The organism is Bosea sp. OAE506 (assembly GCF_040546595.1).
Classification (GTDB): Bacteria; Pseudomonadota; Alphaproteobacteria; order Rhizobiales; family Beijerinckiaceae; genus Allobosea.
Map to the genome: position 1 here is coordinate 1,327,539 of NZ_JBEPOB010000001.1, position 18,531 is coordinate 1,346,069.

Below are 18,531 nucleotides of genomic sequence, written 5' to 3' on the forward strand. Positions count from 1 at the left end.
AGGCCGGCTGCAGATTGATCATGTTGCATCGCAACATAAACCGCTATGGTCGCGTTGAGGATCAGGGCCGTCGTCATGTCGTCGCGGCCGGCGCAGGAGCGCATCATGCCCCGACTGTCCGACACCATCGCCCGCCTCGCCGCCGCACGCGGCCCGGGCCAGGGCACCACGCAGCCATCCCGGCTGATCGAATGGGCCGGGTTCGGGTCCAATCCGGGTGCGCTGCGGGCCTATCGCTACAAGCCCGAGGGGCTCGCGCCCGGAGCGCCGCTGGTCGTCGTGCTGCATGGTTGTACGCAGAGCGCGGCGGCCTATGATCTCGGCTCCGGCTGGTCGCAATTGGCCGACCGGCACGGCTTTGCCCTGCTCTTTCCAGAGCAGCAGCGCGGCAACAACGCCAATCTCTGCTTCAACTGGTTCGCGCCCGGCGATATCCGCCGGGACTCTGGCGAAGCCCACTCGATCGCGCAGATGATCGAGGGCACGATCGCCGGCTATGGTCTCGACCGCCGTCGCGTCTTCGTCACCGGCCTCTCTGCGGGCGGGGCCATGACCGCGGCGATGCTGGCGACCTATCCGGAGCTCTTCGCCGGGGGCGCGGTCATCGCCGGGCTGCCCTATGGCAGCGCCTCGGGTGTGCCCGAGGCGCTGGAGCGGATGCGGGGCCAGGGCCTGCCGGGCGAGGCCGCGCTGCTTAGGGCTGTCCGCAACGCCTCGCCCCATGCGTGCCCCTGGCCGACGCTCTCGGTCTGGCACGGCCAGCAGGATCATGTCGTGGTGCCGGCCGCGGGCGAGGCCGTCCTGTTGCAATGGCGCGGCCTGCACGGCCTTTCCGAGAGCCCGTCCGAGACCCAGTCGATCGGGCCGCATCGCCGCCGGGTCTGGCGCGATGGCGGCGGCATCGCCCGGATCGAGGCCTTCACCATCGCAGGGATGGGCCATGGCACACCGATCGACGCCGGCGACGGCATCGGCGTGCCGGGCCCGCACATGCTGCAGGCGGGGATCTCGTCGACCCGCCATATCGCAGCCTTCTGGGGCATCGGCGACCCCGTGGCGCTCGCCGCGACGAAGCCGACCACGGCGAGGGAGGCAGCAGGTCAAGCCGCGCCCATATCCCCGCCGATAGCCGGTTTCGCGGGCGGACAGGCTGGCCCGGCGGTCGCTTCGGGCCCTGGCCGGATCATCGAGGACGCGTTGCGCGCGGCGGGCCTGATGCGCTGAAGCGGCGGGGCCGGGAACGATCCCGGCTGCCATCGGTTTTCCGCTGGAGCGGACGAGCGGGCAGGGCATCATGACCATCGAGACCAGCGACGATTACGATGCCGCGCTCGCCCGGCTCACGGCTCTGGGGAATACCCCAGGCGAAGGGGCCGAGGAGGACGAATTTCTCGCGATCAGCGCGGCGATGCTGGCCTATGAGACCCGCAACCACCCCGCGCTCAATCAGGGAGGCCAGGATGATCCTTGAACGCAAGGCGATCGTGCGCTGCGCCGACGATTACGACCGCGCGCTTGAACGGGTGGCCGAGCTCGGCCATCCGGCGCCTGGAAGCCCCGAGGAAGCCGAGTTGATCGGGCTCGTCGACGCGATCGAGAAGTGGGAAGCCCGCCACGAGGACGACGGCGACAGCTGGGGCTGACCGTTCCGCCGCGCCACAGCCTCGCATGCGAGATGGTGCCCCTGGCCGGGATCGAACCAGCACTCCTTGCGGAACTCGATTTTGAGTCGAGCGCGTCTACCAATTCCGCCACAGGGGCCCCTTGCGGGCGGGGCGGACTATAGCGATCGACCGCGGGCGGTCAATCGGACCGGAGGGGTCGAAAAAGGCCTGGCCGGATGGACGCCGCCCCTTGGGGGGGCTAGACCGCGCTGCCAGCGCATGCGCCCCCGATCCCGAGCCCGTCCATGTCCAGCCCCGCTTCCGCTCCCGCCGCCGAGCCCTCGCGCGGCGGCCCCATCCGGCGCCTCTATGCCTGGACGATGTCGCTGGCGGGGCGGCCGCGGGCCGAGATCTGGCTCGCCGTCGTCGCCTTCGTCGAGAGCTCCTTCTTCCTGATCCCGGCGGATGTGCTGTTCGTGCCGATGGCGATGGCGCGGCCGCTGCGGGCCTACCGGCTGGCGCTGATCGCCACCCTGTTCTCGACGCTGGGCGGCATCGCCGGCTATGCGCTGGGCTATTACGCGTTCGAGGCTCTGGCGCGGCCGGTGCTGGCCTTCTACGGCAAGCTCGCCGCCTTCGAGAGCCTGCGCGCTTGTGCGGGGCCGGACACCACGCTGATCCTGCTCGCGACTTCGGGGCTGGCGCATCTGCCGCCGATCAAGGTCGTCACGATCCTGGCCGGGGCCGTCCATATCGGGCTCGGCTTCTTCGTGCTCTCCTGTGTGCTGGCGCGTGGCCTGCGCTTCTTCGCGCTGGCCTTCCTGCTCCGGCGCTACGGCCCGGCCATCAGCCACTTCATCGAGCGTCGCCTGAAAGTGATGGCCGTGCTGGCTGCGGGCGCGGCGATCCTGCTGTATTTCGGCCTCAAGCTGGTCGCAGGGTCCGGCCAGCTTCTGTCCTGCTGAGGGCCTCGGCCATGACGTCCATCCCGCTCAATCCGCCGCGCCCCGCGCTCGCGCCGTCGCGCGTCATCGCCCTGGTCGGGCTCGGCTGCCTCGCCCTGATCGCAGGCGCCTGGTTCTTCGAGATCGTGGTGGGCCTCAGGCCCTGCAAGCTCTGCCTCGAGCAGCGGCTGCCGCATTACGCCGCGATGGGCCTCGCTGCGGCCGGGCTTGTGCTGGCGCGTTCGCCGCGGCTGCAATGGTTCGCGCTGCTGGGGCTCGCGGGGCTGATGGCCTGGAGCACCGGGCTCGGCATCTACCATGCCGGCGTCGAATGGGGCTGGTTCGCCGGCCCCAATGATTGCGGCGGCGCGGCTGCGCCCGTCGCGGCGGGCGTGCAGGACTTCATGAAGCAGCTCCAGACCACGCGTGTGGTCGCCTGCACGGAAGCGGCCTGGCGCTGGCTCGGGCTGTCGCTGGCGGGCTGGAACGCGCTGGCCTCGCTCGGCCTGCTGGGGCTGGCCCTGCTCGGCCTGAAGGGCACGATGCGCGGCTGAGACGAGGTGTGCCGCACCCTATAAGGTGAACAGCGTTAACCATCTAACTCATTGAAATCTGGTCGCCGCTGACCTGCATAACTTTGTCGCATTTCACCCCATAAAAGCGAAATGCAACAGCGTTTGCACCTCATATGGCGGAAGCTAAAGAGCGGTTGGGACTGGGCGTTCGACGCGAAACGGACTACTCATCGCGGACAGAAGCCGGCGCCGGCGTCACAACTTATCAATTGTGCCTTCAAATGAATAAGCCCGCCGTGGGGTACGGCGGGCCTCTTGCTCTGTCATACCTCATGGTTCCGGCTATCGCCGGGAAACCGATGGTTGCCCTTGGCTGCTACGCTAGCCCGCCGACCGCACTGCCTTTTCATCGAGATCAAATTCCAACTGCTGCATATGCCGAAATCGGAACATGCCTTCTAAGAGGTAATCCTCTCCCTCCTCGCGGAACTGTCGTTTGAAGTTTTTGATGGCCGCCCTCGTGATGACGAACTGCCCCAGCCCGCTTGCGTCCTTGATACGACCCGCAAGCTCAGTATGGCCAAGGATGATACTCATACATAACCGGTCGAGTGGCGTGGCGTACGTGCGCGCAGCCGTCTGGAGTGGAAGCGCGTCGTCGGGACAGTCTGTCAGCTCAGGAGCGCCCCTTCCTAGGAGTTCGAGAAACTTTTCAATATGATCACGGCGAAACGCATATTCGTGGCGATCACCGCCACCCTTTACAACTGGGGTGAAAAAGCCTGACTTGATGAAACGCTGAACGCTCAGATGGCCTGCGCCGAGAATTCTTCGGACTTCATCAAAGTTGCATTTTTCTTCTAGCACGCTCCGCAGATTATCTACGAATTCGGCTTCGAGTCGAAAAGGGAGCCCCTTCCGAACCAGGTCACGATCTCTAGGGGCGAGAAACGTTTGCCTCCCTTTCCGTTGAACCAATGGTAAAACCATCCGAGCTTCTTGTTAATCGTAGGGTTCGGATCGTGAGAAAATGCTTCAATATATTTGCTGGGATCACGGGCACGCGATTCGGCCCAGAAACCTGTTGCAAGCATGCTGAATCCTCGCGCCCGAACTTCCTCAACAGGTAGTCGGAGATTGGCGGCTGTTTTCCATTTTTTTGAGTAGCCACCGAGCTCAAATGCCCCAACGCGCTCTATGACGTCGATGACCTCATCTAACGGCAATTCATCCAGTATCGGAACAAATTTCTTTGTACATACACCGAGACGACCCAAAAGATATGCGTTTGTATCGATGATGTGCCGGTCGAAAGCGGTCTTCCTTTCAGCGAGCTCATCAGGCTTTCGCGATGTCATTTGCTCTGAGCAATGCCGACATATACCAACGCTGCTGTCAAACCAACTCCAATGATGAGAATTTTCACAGAAACATCGGTCCTCTAAATTGATCCAATGACGAGGGCAGAAGTCTATAAATCTTAGATCCCACCAAAATCGGTGATAAGGAGCTTCCGCGAGACAGCATCGGCAAACGCGACGCTTCTTGCGCAAAAGATCCCGCCGCAGCCCAATCGTTTGGCCGCGTATCGTGACCTTCTCGCCGACCGCGAAGCTGAAGGAGTTTAATGCCAGGAGTAACTCATCGCATCCGACCAGTCTTGCCAGCTTATCAATGTTGTACCCGCGCCTAAGGCTGGCTAGCGAAAAGCCCATTGATCGAGCCATATCGCTGGGAGGAAGGCCATTGATCTCGGCAATGCGAAGGAACAGCCCGTGCGCAGGCTCCTCCGGCTCCGGCTGTTCCCAACGAGGTACGCCGACAACGTCTTGATTCCAAGAACTCATTTGGTGAAATCCGCGACTGGTGCTTTCCGGCCGCGACCCTGCACCGGTCTCGCTTTCTGAGCCTCGTGCCGAGTTCGATGCAACGAAAACTGCTCCGGCCGAAATTCCTTCACGAGGAAGGGATTAACGTCGTCGTTGATCATGCTGATGTTCTTGTAGGCCTCGCCTAGAACCTGAACGGTCAAATATGACAAGTTACGGTTTACTGCCAGTTCAGTGGCAGTTTGCGCGATATGTGTTATCCGGCCGATATAGCCCGATCCAGCAGAATTCAAACGTAATGCTAAGCCGGGTTGATCCAGACCTGAGGGCTTGTCAAATGGCAACGCGGATTCCAACGCTTGGCAGAACCGCATGTACTCACCGTCGCTGTTGTCAACATCGTCGCTGAATGGTGGGATTTCGTACTTCGCCGTACAGCGTCGATCCAGCTGTTGATTGGCTGCTAGTATCTCCAGCGAATGGGGCAAGCCGAGGCAGACAATTTGTACTTTTGCCTGGATCAGGAGCATCTTCAGCAAGTCTGCCGCCTCATAAGCGGTCGTCCTGGTATGACGGTCGATTATGTGGTGCGTTTCGTCAAAAATGATCAGCTTGACCTGCTGCGCCTTCAGATGTCGCATAACGAGGGACATCAGTTCGGCAAAGTTTGCATTTCGGTTCGCGCGAACGCCGAGGGCCAGCAGTAGGTCGAAAAATAGCCCGCGAAACATAATGCGGGGCCCAACGAAAACCTTCAACACTGGACGAATAAACCCGGTCTCGGTTTCCTTGATCAGTCCCCATCGGCCGCTGGAATTAGCGCTGGCTTCCGCAATATATTCCGTGCCGAGTCCCGCGGCTGTCTCGTGCAGAAACTCATCCGCCACCGTGGTTTTACCGGCGCCCGGCTCCCCAACGATAAAAGCACAGGTCCCTTCCTGCCTAGTGCCCCAGTTTTGATATGTGTCACTGAGTTTACTGGTTGCCTCGAAGAAGGGAGTTGTATTAACGAGCAGGTTTCCAATCGACGCCAGACGCTCGTGCCGAGAAAGTGCAGACTTAACCATCCTCAAATCCTTGCTCTTCGCGTTGTGACGACTAATCTATGAGGCTTAGCCCCTTCGACTTCATGGAAATCCGATACATAATTAATTGTACCAATTTGATCTGTGCGTTCCGCGCGAGCTTCTTCGGCGGTCAAGGGAGCCACACGCGGAAGTGCCTTCTGGGACTGGGGCGGATACCCCTGTCCATGCACGTGGTTGCCAATAGCCAGCTCGCTTGCGTCTAGGTCTACGCGTTCTGGGGCTAAGTGCTCGGACGGCTTCCGGCCATCCATCATAAAGCGCCCGAGACGTTTTGATGCGCCCGATTTTTTTCTGCTCTTTACAAGTTCGTCGACGAATTCGAAAAGCTCGCGTCTCGCCCGAGAAATGGCGTCGCGGCGTTCTTCGTCCGGCTCGCTTATCTCATCCGCTCTCTTCTTGATGACCAGCCATTGGTGGTAGGTGAGCCCCTTGGCATCGTCGCCCTCAAGGTTTCCGGCTATCCACTTCCTAGTCTGGGGATCAAAAACATGGATTACGTCCAATGCGAGCGGATCCAGCCGGACCTGAACGTCGACGCTCCTCCCGAGCCTGTTGCGCAAGGCCGAGAATTCTTTGGAATTCCAATATAGATCCTTGAAACGGATGCCTTGGCTATTCAGCGTCCGCGGCACCACTAGCCCTGTGAGCGGCGCCAATAATTCGCGGGGAGGCGGCAGCTTAACGCCGCATATGCTGATACCCCGTCTCCACCTATCCATTGGAGCCTCACCCGTCGCCGAGTGTTGTTCCTGGTGATAAATGTCGACAATCCACTTGGTAACTACCCAATTTACCTCCGCGAGGGACAAGATCGCCTCGTCTTCGGCCTTGTATCCCTTGCGTTGGACTACGTTTGAAAATGTTGTCCCCGGGAGAGTGTGGATGACTTGATGTTCCAGCTTCCCGAACCACCGCTCGATCTTGCCCTTCAGTTGCGGCCGCCTGCGCGGCAGTGGGACCAGGGTCATATTCAATGCGGCCTCGGTGGCTCGCATCGATTCAGAGAGGAAATCCTTTCCGCCGTCGGTGAACAGCTTGTCCGGCACTCCCTGGCAGTCCCAAGTTTCGTTGATGCCCCCCATGTCCTGGAGAGCATTGTCTTTCGGCATGACAGCGTGTTGCAAGGCCAACATGGTGCTGGTCCACGAAGGCGGATGGAAGGTCAGTGAAAAGCCGATGATGCAGCGGCTATAGCGGTCGATCAGGGCGCTCAGCCATGGTCGCCCGAGAAGGGTCTTGTCCTCAACAACCTGAACGTCGAGCGGGGTGTGGTCAATTTCGACTTCGGCGAGCGGATAGTCGCCTTGGGGACCGATCCCGATCGCAGCGAGAATGCGATCGGCGTCCTCCCGAGAGTACCGACGGCTTAGAAGATCATATTGCTCGCGGCGCTTTAACGCCTTGCTGATTGCATTCTTGCCGACGATATCTTTCTGACCAAGGTCCGGAACCACAAGTCCCTCACGCCTTGAGCGGGCGCGGATGCGATCGGTGGCACGGCGGCGGGTTTCGGCCTCCGATCCACGCGTGCCTACGGCATACACTTCATTGATCGCGTGATTGATCTCGTCGTCCATCCATTTGGGACGGCGAAGTCCGCGTCGCCCTTTCTTGAAGTTGAGCGGAACTAGAACCCGGATGTCGCGCCCGGCTATGGCCCAATTGCGATACCACTCGCGAACACTGCGTGCCGACGGCGTCCCGGTAGATAGCACGCTCGTTTGGGCAACCTGGTCGATGACCCCTTCGATGATGGCCTTTTTGAACCGATCTCGTTCAACTACCTTGTCCAAGGCGGCAACGAACCGCCGGCGCTCTTCAGCTATTTGCCTCTCAGCTGCAGTGAAAGTGCCCCAGTCTGTCTCCAGAAGGAGCCGACGCTCCTCCTCGATGGCCCGGAATGAAGCCTCGCTGGTGAGACGAGATTCCCTAGCCATCCGAAGCTGAGCGGCGTTCGGCAGCCTGATCTGGTGGCCCGTCGCTTTCTCGGTAAAAACGCGGCCGTGCTCTTCGATCGGTCCTACAATAAACGAGCGCCCATCAATTCGGACGGGCACACCTGATTGCAGGCGGAGAGCGATATCCATGGTGCACCAGTGAAACTAGAGGAGACGAAGCGTCGACGATCGCGAAAAGCGTGATCTGCGGTCCATGAGCGCATGGCCCAGCCAGTCCATCGTTATTGCTAGGCTGAACCCATCCACATCCGGCCCGAGTGCTGTCTGAAAACCGATGACGGAAGGGTCGGGCATGGAGCGCAGCGCATCCCGCCCACGAAGGATGAGAGCCGAGTTGTGGCGGAGAGACGAGTGCCGGCAGAGAAGCCTGGCATTGTAGAGAGCAGGTTGAACGCGGATCTCGGACTCGGTAAGGAGCCGGAAATTGAACCCCTTTCGCTCTGCTGCGTCTTTGAGGGCCTTGAAGCGCTCGGCCGCGTCAGCACGCGCGAGAAGATCTGCCGGATACAGACGCTTCAACGTCTTTACTTCGACGAGTTCGGGCTTTACGCCGGTTCGCTCGATCATAAAGTCGGGCGTCCATTTTCGAGGTCGCCCATTGTGCCGATATTCCAAGCTAACGGGCTGGCTCTCTACATTGACGATGGTGCGATCAAATGCGTCGAGCATCATCAGAGCGTCTAGTTCGAGCAAAGATTCGCATTGTACGAGTCTGCCATCCGACCGAGCTACAGGGTGTTCTCCGCGATAGCCGTCGCGACTGTAAGGAATTACGTTTCGTCTTTTGAACGGAAGATTCGACATTCGGTAAAGCCCCATATCTGCGGTGGAATGACCTAATGGAAGCCCCCTATGATTCTTAGGCTACCTTTAGGTTCAGCAATAATAGTAATAGGGCTATATTCAAACTCCCATATGATCGATCGATATGATTTATACTCACGCTTTGCACTAGTAATTTGATTTTGGCTTACGGTTTTGGTTAGATGTACTCACTGTTGCGTATCATCCAGAAAATTAGCGAGTGCTTAATTCTGTGGCCGTGACCTGCGCCAAGAGGCGGTAAGGGACGGTATCGTTTCGCAATCCTTACGAGCTGGCTTCGGCTCAAAGGACAGCTGGGCCGGCAGGCGAAGTGCCAAAATGGGGGGGCTCGCGGCGGGGCAACGGTTCCGCGACATGCCGCGGCTAAGGAAAACCACCGGTCTATCAATGGAGGCAGTCCGCACGCATGCGATCTCTGGCTCTGAGAATGGCCTCGATGGCTCGCTTGAGTGGACGAATTGAGCCGCCCCGCCATTGACGCGCCAACGCGGCAACCTCAATCTGATCAAGCGGGTCGATGAACCGAGTGTGGATTCCTTGGTCCATGGCAATAGTCTGGAGAATGTCGGGGACCAGTGCCTCGAGGTGCCGCAGCTCCGGTTTCGGGAACTCTATGATACGGAAGCGATCGAGAAGCGGGCCCGGCAAACGGCTCAGTTCGTTTGCCGTCGCGATGATGGAGACATGCCGCAGATCAAGTTCCACCTGCAGGCAGGGATCCGGAAATCGCGATGCTGTTTCTGGCTCCATGAATTGTAGCATCGAGTCCCAAAGCCGACCGTAATCTTGTCGGGAGGTGGCTTTGTCGATCTCATCGACCAGCACGATTGGGTTGGCCTGTCGGAAGCGCGCTACTGCCATGAAGGGACGGCACGGTTCGCTCGTGCTCCACCGCCGCTCGGTGCCGCTGAAGCCGGAGCTAAAGTCATTTGCGCCATCGACCCGCATGAGGCCGACATTGAGCTGATCCGCGAGAATTCGGACGAACGTGCTTTTCCCCGACCCTGGAGGTCCAACCAGCAGTATTGGCGAGAAGTGGACAAATGGCTTGGTCGTTACATCCGTGAGAACGCGGGTGGCCGCATGTTCGGCATATGGGAATTTTCTGATCAACGCGTGTCGCACAGGCGCCAGCGCAGGCACCTTGATGAGTGGAAATATGGCACCGATCGCGTCGACGAACGGTTTGACGGCATCCTTGCCCGCCTTGGAGCCCGTAATGGCGGGACACACCATCACTGCGTCGGCTAGTTGAGGCCCTTCTGGTCTCGTTAGCCGATCGCTCACGTTAGCAACCACCGGCCTGATCAAGGAACTCGGTATGGAGACCTTGTCATTGAGGTTCCTCATCAACCGGGGGGACCCTCCTAGCTGACGCGCCAATTCTGCAAGCGATCGACAGTTATTCTCCGGCGCGGTGTTTCCTGCAGCTAACATAGACATGCCGATGGCCAGATCGGTCGTTTCACTCTCTATCTCGCCAAGGATCTTTCGGACCTTGTCGATCAGGTCACCGACGCCCTGTTGATCAAGCACCACCTCAGGGGGGAGGTTGTCGAAAATTGTCTCCGGAAGCGGGCGCGACTCCTCGATGCGGACCGCGCATCGGAGCTCTGCGAGTTGGCCAACGCTGTGCCACAAGCGATTGGTCAGGCGGGAAGCCGATAGCAGTTCATTGGCTGCGGCTGTCATGAGCACCATGCAGTCGGCCAGCTCGCTTGCGGCCGGACTTTTTGCTGCAAGTTTATCCAGCCCTCGTACTAACCTTGTGGTGTGACGGTAGGCGTTCTGCATGTCAGGCCACGGACGAGCCAATGAGGTCCGCCCGGTCGCTGATTTTACCCACATCCGGGCTTGCGGAAGGAAGGCAGGCCGAAACCGTACGATGTCCTCCGCAATGGCAGCGGGCTCAAGCGATGTCGCGACCGAGGGATTCAAACCGATGCGCACGATGCGGGGGCACGCCATCAGGATAGTTGCTCTCAAGCTATTGGAGCGCATTGCCGCCCCCCCCGTCTGTAACGCCCACGTTGCCGCCATCGGCACGTTCGGGCCGCCAGCGATTCCAATCATCGAGCAGCTGTGAAGAGATGGGATCTCGCTTCAAAGCGAACATCATCAGTACGCGCGCGGTTGGATCGCCCTGGAGCGCGTGCAGAAGCACGAGCGACATGCTGACATCGATCGCAACCTGCGACGCAGCTGGCTTCATGAGCAGCTTGAGGGCCTGGCCGACCACCTGCGATGGAGAGCCAGCGCCGTCTTCGGTATGAAGGTCGGCCGGGCCGATGGGCCTGAAGATTTGCACCAGGTCGTTAAGGCCCGCGGCTATCCCAGCTTCGATGCACTTGACGGGTGAAAGTGTTCGCCATGCGATCAAGCTTGTCGCCCGCCGAACCCGGTAGCGTGGATTGCGAGAATTCGTGTCAGCAACGGATCGAACTGGCATACGGTCCCCGGCTTTCGAACTGATGGAGCGGCGAATTGTGGTTCCATCTCACTGAACCGGAGTGGATTTTGATGGGTCGAATGGTCGGCCCAGCCGGTACCAGCGCGAGAGCGTTCTGGCCCAGGTTTGACCGTCACTTGCGTAAACCTGCGAGGTCATGATGAGATTTTCGATGGACGGATGCCCAGCTACGAAGCCGGCGAGCACGGGAACCTGGTGAGGAACTTTAGACCACCCAGTCAGCACCGGAGCGGTCAGCAGATCCTCCGCGATGGGAGCGACACCTTCCTCAATCGCCTCGATATCGTCAGCGAGTTCCCGCAAACGGTCGCCAATGCCCCGCTCATCGAACTTGATGCCCGGTTGGTCTGGGTCATCGGTCAAGGCGATTGCTAGCTGAACTGCTAACCGCCGAAGCCGCGGCAAATCGTGGAAGTCTAGGAGCGCGTCCGTTTCCCTGCGGTTCAGCGCGGGAACCGCCGCTGAAAGCACTTTGGCATCCGTATGCCGGAATGCCTCCGCAGCTTTTCCAATAGCTACGCTGTGGTCGGCGTGCCCCCAACGCAGCACCGAGATAGAGCGAGGTATGGATTGAATCGCCGCAATGGCCATCAGTTCATGAGCGCGCGTGGCTTCAACGACGATGACAAACCTCACACCCTTGGTCAGAAGCCAACTGAGGTTCGCGACATGGGTCACGATAACGACGTGTTGGTGTTCTCGAAGCGCGGATCGCACCGCGGCTTCAAAATCGCATCCTCTCTCGACCTGTTGGATGGAGTTTGCGATCCTTTGTGCGGTCAAGAATGGCGAGTCGGATCCATCGCCGACGCCTAGAATCGCCGCCGGCTGGCTCAAAGCCGAGAACCCAGTTGCTGCGAGCAGCGCCGCGTAAGTAGGGGCAGACATGCCATCGGTACCCAAGAAGGCAACAAGCATCGAACCTCCGGAAGTCTCTGGAGTGCCTGGTGACGCATCGAGGCTCCTCGTTGGCCAAGGCACCAGACCGTCTGCTGAATTATTTTGGAATTATAGCAGTAGCATCAAAATTTTTCATCTAGGAAACGGTCCCCGCACTTCTGTCCTGTCCTCTGGGCTGGTTCCAATGCCGCCCGAAGCAGATATGCCAGGCTTCTTGGCACAGGCCGCTCGCATGCTTCTCGGGGTGTCGCAGGCTTGGCTCTGGGAAAAATCCGGCGTATCCCGAAAGACCATCAACGATTTTGAAAACGGCTACCGTCAGCCAAAAATCGCCCTGAAATCTGCCCTAAGAGCCGAGTTGGAGCGCGCGGGCGCGCATTTCGTTTTTGGAGAAGGAACGATCGGAGTCGTCGTTTACGAGGCCAATGGCACTGACGACCCGGCGGGCGCAGGCGCTTCCATTGATGTTGACGCAAATGGCTCAAGTTAACCATAAGCCAAAAAAGCTGATGCTGTTTCTGATATCAGATGTATAATTTTCTCGTTGCCTCAGAAGTGCCCTGGCCCGGAAGGCCAGCTTGTGGGGCTGCTGATGAAATTGATCACTTGGCAACATCTCCGCCCGAGCGTGTGGGCAACCTGCTGGTCTCCTGAATAGCGAACACGACTGTTTCGGCCTGACGCCGCCTGCGTGACGGTATCGGCGCGAAGCAGCCCTACAGCCGGGCGGAAGGCGCATGGCGCCTCCACCGGAGCGCGCCTTCGCATGCCCTTACCAGGCTACCCCGACGCACATAGCGGGCTTCTCGCCCGCAGAGTTTCTAGCTGGAGGTTCCGGTGTCAGCAGGCCCGAGCGAAATCGCTGAGCAGCCCGTCATCGCAGTTCCACAAAGGCGCCGACGTGGCCGTCCTCGCAAAATACCATCCACTGTCACCAAGCTGTCTGGACGGCTGCCCGGTTACCGAGGCGCTCCCCGGAGCGATACCGAATTCGAATCCAGCGTGATCATCGATGCTGAATTCGATGATCTGTCTTGCGCAGTGGCCGTCCTGCTTCGGTGCTCAAATCAGGCCTGAAGCGTCGAGAATTTACTCCGGTCACACGTTTCACCGGTTCATTCCGACGGAGATCATTCTATGAAGCTTTGGATCCTGTCTGATCTCCACGCCGACCATGGGGGGGCTTTGCCGACACCTCCAGAGGGCGCAGACATTGCAGTTGTGGCCGGCGATATCGTGTCAGACCGGTGGCTGATCGAGACGGCGCAAAGACTTCCGCTCGTCTTCGTTGCTGGAAATCACGAGTTTTACCGACACGGTCACTCGGAACGCCTCGCCCAACTAAAGGCCCTCGAGGGCGTCCGAGTTCTGGAGAACGAGTCGATCCAGATTGGCGACATTCGCTTCATCGGAGCGACGCTCTGGACGAGCTACGATCGAAATCCGCTTGCGATGGATGTCGCGAGGCGCAGCATGAATGACCATCGCCTGATCAAATGGCGGAAAGATCCGTGGGAACGGTTCGAGCCAAAACATGCCGCCAAACTGCACGCAGTCAGCAGGGCCTTCATCGAAAGCGCTCTAGCCCAACCCCATCCAGGACCAACAGTAGTTCTTACCCATCACGCACCGCACCCTGGCAGCATCCATCCCCGTTACGAAGGTCAGCTTCTGAACCATGCCTATTTCAGCAATCTTGAATCCGTGATTGTCTCGGGGCGCCCCGCGCTATGGGTTCATGGCCACGTTCACAACTGCTTCGACTATAAAATATCTGACACCCGCATTGTCTGTAATCCGCGCGGATACCCTGGCGAGAACCCGCTTTTCGATCAGCCATTTATGATCGACATTGATCGAGCCGGGGATGTCGACAGCTCGAATCTCCAACTCGATTAGGACTGGTTGGTACCGCCAGCAATGTCAGAGCGCGTGCGGCTCTGGTGCCATGTATGTCCACGGAATGCAGAGTTGAGCCTGCCAGCGCTAGCATCCCGCAACAGCCACTGCGTCCCCGTTCGCTCGGTGCTGCACGCGTTCATAGGCGGATGCCCTGGAACCTGCACACCGAGCTTCGCAAGCAAAATAGACATGGACACTGCTGGGCCGCCTATGTCCCGGACCTGGCCTCTGGGGGCCTGCCCGAGCTGCCACCTATAAAGAGGAGCCTTAGCTTGATCGAAGGCGGCAAGGCCGACATGCTTCCAGCCGCTCCGGCGCCCGGCCGGCGCCGCGAGGGTGGTGAGGACAAGTCATGTCGGTGGTGCCCCTGATCCCGCTGCGGCAAGTCGATGACCTGGCTGACCGGATTGAGCAACTCATGGGCGATGCGGAGGGCCGCGGCTATTGCACGCTCGCCTACTTCCTCAACATGGCGCTGATCGAGGCGCGGATCCAGAAGGAGCAGGAAGAGCACGATCGAGCGGCCAAGAGCGCTGATCCCCGCGATTTGTGGCGCCCGCAGATTTGATCGGGTGCACGGCCCTAAGAGGGACGTTTGGTCTGCGCTGTCGTCCGATCATTCCTCGCGGTTTTCAGCGGCGGCTGCCTAGTCCGTCGGACATGAAATCGACGGCCGAGCTTCTATTCTTCAGCCCTTGCGATCTGCGGCATCGGCACCGCGTAGACCAATTGGTTTCGGGGCGCCTTTGGTCGTGTCGCGTTGAGTCTGGCGTTCGGTCTCAGAGTTCAACTCGGCGCCAACGAGTACGATGGTTGCAGAGAGCCACATCCAGGACAGCAGTCCGATGACCGCGCCGATCGTGCCATAAGTCTTGTTGTAGTCTTCGAAGTTTGCGACGTACCAAGAGAAAAGCAGCGATCCAACCAGCCAGGCAACACTGGCAACGAGGGCGCCGGGACTTACCCATTTCCACTGCGCCTCGTCACGGCTGGGACCGAAGCGGTAGAGCGCCGCCAAGCCGGCCACGAGGACGAGGATCAAAACCGGCCACCGACCGATCGAGACTAGCCATTCCCCGCCTTTCCCAAGACTGAGATAATCAAGGAGAACTGGGACTACAGCGACGCCTGCGATCGCAAGCAGGATAAAGGCGAGGATGCCCACGGTGAATGAAAGAGAGACAAGATTCAGCTTGATGAAGCCTCGCTTTTCGTTTTCGCCATAAGCCACATTGAGCGCGTCGAAGATCGCCTTGACACCTGCATTGGCGCTCCAGATCGCAAGGGTTAGGCTGACTGCAAACGCAAAACCAAGTTTGCCTTCACCGCCCTGCACGATCCGCTCGATCTGATCCTGAAGGAAGCCTCCAGCGCCAGCAGGCAATAGGCCCTCAACACTGGCGACATGCTCCGAAATGGTAGCGGGCTCGGCGACGAGGCCATAGACGGAGACAAGCGCAGTTAGGGCCGGAAATAGCGCCAAAAGCGCATAGAACGTGACGCCGGCAGCAACGGCTCTGACGCGGTCCTTATCGATCTCATGATAGGTCCGGCGCGCGATGTCCAACCAGCCGCGAACCGGGATTTCTTGGGGCTGCGCTGCACTCCCGCCGTCATGCGTCTGATGGGCCGTTTTCTGTTCGTGCTCCGCGTCCCGCGCACTCAGCGAGCCGCGTTGTAGACGAGAGAGCGCAAGCGCCGATCCGATGCCGATCGTCACGGCCAGAACCATATCTAGCGATGCCGACCTTATGCGCTTGGTTGGCTTCCAGCTGTTTGCGGCCATTACCCACCCATCAGCGAAGCGAGCTACGGCGCACGTGCTCACGATCAAAGAATGTCCGACTGCCTCGCTTAGGGCGTTTCGCGGCAAGGACCGCTGCGACGAGCCCAGTAATTGCACCCCCGACCAGCATCGCCGATCCGCTCACAAGCGGCCCCCGGCGTGGGCTGTCATCGGCCGATAACGTCGCGCGAGAAGTGCGTGGAAAGCGACTGAGATAAAACGCGGCGCCGAAGCAGCCGAGCGATAACACCAGGAGTATCCCGCCTAGGATCAAGCTAGCAATCACCCCGCCAACTTGAACGAAAAGCATCTCGCGTAGCGCATCCAAGCCATAACCGGCTGCGAAAATGCAAAAGAGTGCGGCAACCGACATCAATCCATAGATGGTCACTTGCCGTTCAAGAAAGGATTTTGCCTGGGTGATCAGAAAGGCGAAGCTGGCACCTAGCATTGGCCTACCGCGCCGACATTATGCCGATAACGAAACCGGCCGCAGCGGCCCAGCCTACAGCTCGGAACGGCCGCTCGCGGACCTGTTCAATCAGCATGTCCTGGAGTTCACCGACACGATCTTCCGCCATGTTTATCGCACCGCCCGCGTCAATACCTGACGCCCTGGCCCTGCCGGAGGCACCGCGGGTCATCTCGTCTCTGCCTGCGGCGACGCCCTCACGATGCAGATGATCGCCCGCTACATCCGATAGTTTCTTGAAGCCGCTTTGTTCGTTTTCCATCGGACGTCCTTGAGGCTGGATTTGAGGCTCCGTGACTGAACGCGAGCAGAATCCGCTAAGTTCCTCGGACGCCAGAGAGAGGTCCAAAGCAGCCGTCCCTCGACAGGCGCGTCAGTCGGGTTGCCATTGGCAGATCTTGTAGTCGCGGGGCCTCTGTCGCATGTCGAGATGCAGATGGTCCTTGTGGGAGGCGTCGGAGCCGGGGCCAAGGACCGTTTTGAAGCGCTCACAAGCACTGCTCTTAAGCGCCTCGCGCAGGGGCCGCGGTGCGGCGTCAGAGCCGACCAGGTTAAGCGTTCGGCCGTCGGCAAGCCCCAGGGCACCAAGATCGAGCGCATTGCCGGTCGCGTGCTCACTGATCTGAGCGCCAGGCACGCCGTTGCGCGGTCGGCACGCATGGCCTCCCACGCCGATCAGCCTGGAAAGCGTGCCGTTCTCGCGGGAGACTATGCCGGGTAGATCGTCGCGAACCCAATCGACAACTTCGACCGCGAAGGAGCAAGTCACCGTGACTGCGCTGTCGAACTCAACCCGCGCGCCCCCGGGCATAGAGATCGCGCGAAAGGTGACGGGGTCTTTTATGGTGCAGGCGCCGTCACCGTCCGCAGCCACGGGCAAGGCGATGCCGCCGCGCTCGAAAAAGACCCCAAAACAGGCAGGCGGCCCAATCGGGCCCTCTAGGGCGGTGGAGGTGAGAGGTGTTTCGGCGGGCTCTGCCTTGCTTGCCTTCAACTCGGCAGGGCGTCGCGGCGGAAAGGGTGTCATGATGCGCGGGCTGGCGACTTCATTGTTGGACCGGCCACGTCGTGACTGTGCATCAGCCACAGTGCCGTGCAGTGCAAGAAGCGCCGCGATCATCCGAACGACCAGTCGGTGCACGCCGTCAATCCAGGAATCGCACCGCGACGCCCGTCTTCACCAAATCGGCGAGTTCTTCAGCGTCCCAATTCGTCAGGCGGATGCAACCATGCGAGTTGCTCTTGCTAACCTTCGAGGGTTCGGGCGTACCGTGAATGCCAAAGGTTGGCTTCGACAGCGCGATCCAGATCGTCCCGACGGGACCATTTGGCCCGGGGGGCAGGACAAGCGTTTCGGTGTTCTGGCCCTGCTGGAAGTTCTTCTCGGGATCGTAGGTGTAGTTCGGATTCCGGGCGATGCGCTCAATGGCGTAGTCGCCTGAAGGCGAGGGCGTATGCTCACTGCCAATGGTTGCCGGATAACTTGCCAGGAGCCGCTCGTCAGCGCCGAAGACCAGAACCATTCCCGTCCCCTTGACGGCATCGACGCGCAGGGCCGCGCCCTTCTCGGGCGATCGGCGCCCCGATGCCACGGCGATCCGGGAACCCGGTTCAAAAAACGATTGGCGGGGATTGAGCGCGGCGAGAAGCGTCTCGCTCATATGAAAGAGCTCACCAAGCATCTCCTGAGGGCTCGTGTAGGACAGCCGCTTCATCTTGGCCTGCTTGGCGTAGTCGCGCGGAATTTCGTCGGCGAAGTCGTAGGCTGCATCCTTGTCGGTAAGCGTGTACTCGGCGATCACATCGTTGGTTGCATCACCTTCAAGGCTGAGCCAGGCCAGCTCGTCGATCTCCTCACCGTCGGGCAGCATCGCCTGTCGCCGGAATTGAGCGACCGCCTTGCGGAAATTATCCCCGTCGACCCCGTCGATGACGCCAGGCGAGACGCTTCGCCGGCTGAGCAGGATCTGCGCCTTGACGATAAACGGGTTCGCTCCCGGCGCGACCGCGGCATTCCGGTCAGCGAAGGTGACCGCATTCACCTCGGCAGCCGAGAGCGCCAATGCAGGCGACGTGAAGGTGGCCAGCACAGCGACCATGACCGCCGCGGTCTTAGCGATCCTGTTGGGATGGGCGGGTGTCATGGAGGCTCCGACAGCGAGGCAGTTCGGCCGAAGCTATACGGGCGGATGGGAGGGATGTTCCGGAGCCACCCAAAGCAGTAAGCGCGCTCGTCGT

General features: G+C 60.0%; 20 protein-coding genes and 1 tRNA gene. 8 read left to right on the forward strand and 13 right to left on the reverse strand.

The features are described from left to right. The first annotated feature begins 105 nt into the window (after positions 1-105). The 3 genes from ABIE41_RS06455 to ABIE41_RS06465 all read left to right on the forward strand — a co-directional run bounded on the left by ABIE41_RS06455 (position 106) and on the right by ABIE41_RS06465 (position 1,643). Positions 106-1,224 carry an extracellular catalytic domain type 1 short-chain-length polyhydroxyalkanoate depolymerase gene (locus ABIE41_RS06455; protein WP_192645017.1) on the forward strand — a complete coding sequence of 373 codons (1,119 nt, stop codon included), beginning with the start codon at positions 106-108 and terminating at the stop codon, positions 1,222-1,224. Between the two features lie 70 nt (positions 1,225-1,294). Beyond that, entirely contained in the window at positions 1,295-1,471 is a 177-nt protein-coding gene (locus ABIE41_RS06460; protein WP_192645018.1) for a hypothetical protein, read from the forward strand. Next, positions 1,461-1,643: a hypothetical protein gene (locus ABIE41_RS06465; protein ID WP_192645019.1), complete on the forward strand. Its 183-nt coding sequence runs from the start codon at positions 1,461-1,463 to the stop codon at positions 1,641-1,643. The genes ABIE41_RS06460 and ABIE41_RS06465 overlap by 11 nt, the downstream gene beginning before the upstream one ends. Before the next feature lie 33 nt (positions 1,644-1,676). On the opposite strand, the gene ABIE41_RS06470 is transcribed toward ABIE41_RS06465, so the two are convergent. After that, positions 1,677-1,761 (reverse strand) — tRNA-Leu (locus tag ABIE41_RS06470). 148 nt (positions 1,762-1,909) lie between these two features. Between ABIE41_RS06470 and ABIE41_RS06475 the strand changes: the two genes are divergently transcribed. Next, a complete protein-coding gene (locus tag ABIE41_RS06475; RefSeq protein WP_192645020.1) occupies positions 1,910-2,569 on the forward strand; it encodes a YqaA family protein in 660 nt (219 codons plus the stop codon). Positions 2,570-2,580: 11 nt separating this feature from the next. Then, complete coding sequence (locus ABIE41_RS06480) at positions 2,581-3,102, forward strand: disulfide bond formation protein B (protein WP_192645021.1); 522 nt, start codon at positions 2,581-2,583, stop codon at positions 3,100-3,102. A gap of 342 nt (positions 3,103-3,444) precedes the next feature. Here ABIE41_RS06480 and ABIE41_RS06485 read toward each other — a convergent pair whose 3' ends face one another. The 8 genes from ABIE41_RS06485 to ABIE41_RS06520 all read right to left on the reverse strand — a co-directional run bounded on the left by ABIE41_RS06485 (position 3,445) and on the right by ABIE41_RS06520 (position 12,151). Beyond that, positions 3,445-3,930 (reverse strand): hypothetical protein, encoded by a 486-nt coding sequence (locus tag ABIE41_RS06485; RefSeq protein WP_192645022.1) that lies wholly within the window; start codon positions 3,928-3,930, stop codon positions 3,445-3,447. Between the two features lie 14 nt (positions 3,931-3,944). Beyond that, on the reverse strand, positions 3,945-4,910 hold the full coding sequence (locus ABIE41_RS06490) for a TniQ family protein (protein WP_192645023.1): 966 nt from the start codon (positions 4,908-4,910) through the stop codon (positions 3,945-3,947). Further along, entirely contained in the window at positions 4,907-5,959 is a 1,053-nt protein-coding gene (locus tag ABIE41_RS06495; RefSeq protein ID WP_192645024.1) for a TniB family NTP-binding protein, read from the reverse strand. Before ABIE41_RS06495 ends, ABIE41_RS06490 begins: the two co-directional genes overlap by 4 nt. A 2-nt stretch (positions 5,960-5,961) precedes the next feature. After that, positions 5,962-8,067 (reverse strand): Mu transposase C-terminal domain-containing protein, encoded by a 2,106-nt coding sequence (locus tag ABIE41_RS06500; protein ID WP_192645025.1) that lies wholly within the window; start codon positions 8,065-8,067, stop codon positions 5,962-5,964. 15 nt (positions 8,068-8,082) lie between these two features. Next, on the reverse strand, positions 8,083-8,610 hold the full coding sequence (locus ABIE41_RS06505; RefSeq protein WP_192645026.1) for a TnsA endonuclease N-terminal domain-containing protein: 528 nt from the start codon (positions 8,608-8,610) through the stop codon (positions 8,083-8,085). Between the two features lie 537 nt (positions 8,611-9,147). Next, positions 9,148-10,557, reverse strand: coding sequence for an AAA family ATPase (locus tag ABIE41_RS06510; protein ID WP_354191805.1), 1,410 nt, complete (start codon positions 10,555-10,557; stop codon positions 9,148-9,150). Between the two features lie 193 nt (positions 10,558-10,750). Beyond that, entirely contained in the window at positions 10,751-11,143 is a 393-nt protein-coding gene (locus tag ABIE41_RS06515) for a hypothetical protein (protein WP_192645027.1), read from the reverse strand. A gap of 117 nt (positions 11,144-11,260) precedes the next feature. Beyond that, positions 11,261-12,151 (reverse strand): DUF6634 family protein, encoded by an 891-nt coding sequence (locus tag ABIE41_RS06520; RefSeq protein ID WP_192645028.1) that lies wholly within the window; start codon positions 12,149-12,151, stop codon positions 11,261-11,263. 166 nt (positions 12,152-12,317) lie between these two features. Between ABIE41_RS06520 and ABIE41_RS06525 the strand changes: the two genes are divergently transcribed. The 3 genes from ABIE41_RS06525 (at position 12,318) to ABIE41_RS06535 (ending at position 14,603) form a co-directional block, all read left to right on the forward strand. Then, positions 12,318-12,623 carry a helix-turn-helix domain-containing protein gene (locus ABIE41_RS06525; protein ID WP_354191806.1) on the forward strand — a complete coding sequence of 102 codons (306 nt, stop codon included), beginning with the start codon at positions 12,318-12,320 and terminating at the stop codon, positions 12,621-12,623. A gap of 647 nt (positions 12,624-13,270) precedes the next feature. Continuing rightward, entirely contained in the window at positions 13,271-14,032 is a 762-nt protein-coding gene (locus ABIE41_RS06530; protein WP_192645029.1) for a metallophosphoesterase, read from the forward strand. 355 nt (positions 14,033-14,387) lie between these two features. Further along, positions 14,388-14,603: a hypothetical protein gene (locus tag ABIE41_RS06535; protein ID WP_192645030.1), complete on the forward strand. Its 216-nt coding sequence runs from the start codon at positions 14,388-14,390 to the stop codon at positions 14,601-14,603. 120 nt (positions 14,604-14,723) lie between these two features. On the opposite strand, the gene ABIE41_RS06540 is transcribed toward ABIE41_RS06535, so the two are convergent. The 4 genes from ABIE41_RS06540 to ABIE41_RS06555 all read right to left on the reverse strand — a co-directional run bounded on the left by ABIE41_RS06540 (position 14,724) and on the right by ABIE41_RS06555 (position 18,437). Next, complete coding sequence (locus ABIE41_RS06540; RefSeq protein ID WP_354191807.1) at positions 14,724-15,755, reverse strand: YihY/virulence factor BrkB family protein; 1,032 nt, start codon at positions 15,753-15,755, stop codon at positions 14,724-14,726. Between the two features lie 521 nt (positions 15,756-16,276). After that, the gene (locus tag ABIE41_RS06545) at positions 16,277-16,555 is read right to left on the reverse strand and encodes a glycine zipper domain-containing protein (RefSeq protein WP_192645032.1); all 279 of its coding nucleotides are present in this window, start codon (positions 16,553-16,555) and stop codon (positions 16,277-16,279) included. 111 nt (positions 16,556-16,666) lie between these two features. Beyond that, positions 16,667-17,434: an extensin-like domain-containing protein gene (locus ABIE41_RS06550; RefSeq protein WP_192645033.1), complete on the reverse strand. Its 768-nt coding sequence runs from the start codon at positions 17,432-17,434 to the stop codon at positions 16,667-16,669. Positions 17,435-17,438: 4 nt separating this feature from the next. Further along, complete coding sequence (locus tag ABIE41_RS06555; RefSeq protein WP_354191808.1) at positions 17,439-18,437, reverse strand: L,D-transpeptidase family protein; 999 nt, start codon at positions 18,435-18,437, stop codon at positions 17,439-17,441. Positions 18,438-18,531 lie beyond the last annotated feature (94 nt).